At 35.6% G+C, this 2,831-nt stretch carries 1 protein-coding gene and 1 pseudogene; both read right to left on the minus strand.

Annotated elements, in window-relative coordinates; genetic code table 11:
* Positions 1-1,734 (minus strand): TraC family protein (locus BAZSYMA_RS02140; RefSeq protein ID WP_143243064.1); only part of this gene is annotated, 1,734 nt, incomplete at its 3' end.
* Positions 1,735-2,831 (minus strand): annotated as a pseudogene (locus BAZSYMA_RS02145) (hypothetical protein); the annotation flags it as partial.

Raw genomic sequence — 2,831 nt, forward strand, 5'->3', positions numbered from 1 at the left:
TAACTCACCAAGTAAATCTCTTTCCTGGTCTATGTCTTTATCAATAATCAGTCTGGTCGCATTTGCAAAAGGCGGTAGGTGAACATCTTTAGAGTTTGCTTTGATTGTTACCTTGTTTGTACTCAATCCTTGTTGCTTACAGTGATCAACAAACAATCCAAAACTATCGCCCTTCTCAATGATAAATACATGTTTTGGATGATGTATTGCCATCATTGAAAATAAAAACTCAATCAACCAAGCCGACTTGCCTGTTCCAGAGGGACCAAACAAAAGTCCAAAAGCATTTTGGCTTTTGTCTACAACAGGATCAAACATCAGCGCCTCACCGCCACGATTAAATTTAACCACCCCTGCTGTTCCAGTGCCTGTGCTTCTGCCGTAAAATGGGGAGAGTGCTGCTACCGTTGAAATATGTTGCAGTGCGGCGCGTTTTTTATAAAATTTTTGATCCAGTGCGTAATTAAAACAAAAAGGCAGCGATCTAATAAAGTCATCTTGCGACAAGGGGTTTTCTTTTGGTTCTAATAATTTTAAACCCAAGGCGCTGAAAATAGAATTGACTTTTCTTAGCGTTTCTTTTAACTGGTTCTTTTTGTTGTTAAACAAAAAAAGTCCAGCGGCATACCTAACAATGTAGTCTCCCTTTGCAGCCTTAATTTTAGCACTCTGAGCATCATTAGAATTTTGCTCAGATTTGGTGTCATCACCTATTGAGCTATTTTTGATTTTTTCCAAATATTCATCAGCTTTATCATGTGAGATGTAAATGGTGGTTTGCGACCAAATGCTACCAACAGGCAATCTATCAAACAATGATAATTTCGTATTTTTATTTTCAGCACTTAAATGCCCTACATTAATGGCATCTGCATCCTCAATTCTTTCCAACGGCATATAAGCAGCATGCTTAAGCTTGTCATTATGTTCAAAACAAAAAATACCATCTTCTTGAACTGTAATTTTTGGATGATTTAAGGCAATTTGGGATAAGTCTTCATCTAAATAATTCAATGTATTATGCTTATATTTAATTCTTTTGTCATGAAAAAAACCGCTGATAATGTCAATATAATTTTGATCATTCATGCGCCTAGGTTTTATTTTTGCTTGAATTAATGCATGCTCAATTCGCACAATTGCATCGTTAATTATGTCAAACTCTTTGTTTAAATCTTGGATGTTAATACTTTTTTCTTGCCAAAGACAAAAATAAACTTCTAACTGTGACAACGACCAAGACTCTTGCGTCTCTTTATCAATAAACGCTCCTTTTTTGTTAGACAAAGAATGGATATGACTGTCCATTGATTTAAGATAATTTTCAGAAAATTTGAGGTTAGTTTTTTGATCTTTATTGTTATTACAATGTGTATGAATTTTATTTAATAGCTCTTCTGCTGATTGCTTTTTAATAATAAACATTTGAGACAACCAAAAATCAACATGTTCATAAGAAATAGCATTTTTCAAAACAAAAGTTAATGCATCTAAAACTTCTTTTTGATAGTCTTTGGTTGTTGCCTCTAGGCTGATAGTTTGAATTTTAAAAATACTACCAAGACCTCCATTTCTAAAATGAAAGATACCATCACCAAGATAGCGCTTGACTGGCAACAAATCAACAAACGAAGGGGCAAACAAAGCTTCGCTCTGAGAATCTGATATTAGCGGAGCGTTCCCCTGATCTTTAGTCAGAGGCTTTTTAGCTTTTAAAGCCTCTAACAAGCGCATCTATAAAGCCTCATTTGGCAAAGCATAGCGATCTAGTTCATAAAGTTTGAAATTTGTTGTATAGCCTGGAATGGGATTGCCAAATTTAGTTAAATGAGGATATACAAACATATTCAAAACAGGGTTTGGCAATACGGGAAAATTATTCTCAAGTTCGCTACTTTGGGTTCTAACAAATCCTGCGTTCAAACCCTGTTTCTGTTTTGTCAATACAGGCAAGCTTGTGTTGTTATTGCTTTGAAAGAATTTTTCCATTTTTTCACCTTGTTTTTCCATTTTTAAGCTGCTCTCACAAGCATTTAATAAAAATATGATTGACAGTAACAGTAGCAATTTAGTCAAGTATTTCATTACGTTCCATTCTCCTGTTGCCAACTGATGATCTAACTTTCTGCCGTTGGGGTCGTAATCAATATTAATTTGTTCTTGTGTTAATATTTTTACCGATTTGCCTGAAGGGACAAAAATAACATCAAAAGATGATTTAGTGCGTTGATTGAACCAGTCTTTTGCATCATCAACACCGCCGCTTAAAGCGCTATATGCAGATAGCTTTGATGGCGACCCTGTTAGCGATGAAGACGAACTTCCATTGTTATTACTTGTTAGTGTTTTTTGTGCCTCAGAGACTGCTTTGGCAGCAGACGAGAGTCCAGATAATAACGAAGTTGTCATTAAGTATTGTGCTGCGTCAGTTATCAGCTCACCTTCAATGCAAGGCAGTCCATATTCGTTAGTAATAAAACCAATATCACTGATCTTATGATCGCTTATTGTGCCATCTTCAAATATAAAAGTAATTGAATCAATACTAGCTCTAACGCAAGACAATCGCAAATCTCCACTCGCTGTTCCAGAGGCAATAACATCTTGTAAAACATTATTGACATGTCTATTGGCATAAAAAGATTTCTTAATAATTTTGATACTGAAGCGAAATGGATCGGTGAGCTGTCCATCAAGTGGTATTCTTCCAATAAGCCCTGTAATCAGCTTGCCTGATAAAATGCTGTTATTAGGTATTGTGTAAACTGGCCTTAGTGTTACTTCATCATTAGCAATAGGGTCGCTAACGATGCCTTTGTCATCATTCAAGT

The organism is Bathymodiolus azoricus thioautotrophic gill symbiont (assembly GCF_001298715.1).
Taxonomy (GTDB): Bacteria; Pseudomonadota; Gammaproteobacteria; order PS1; family Pseudothioglobaceae; genus Thiodubiliella.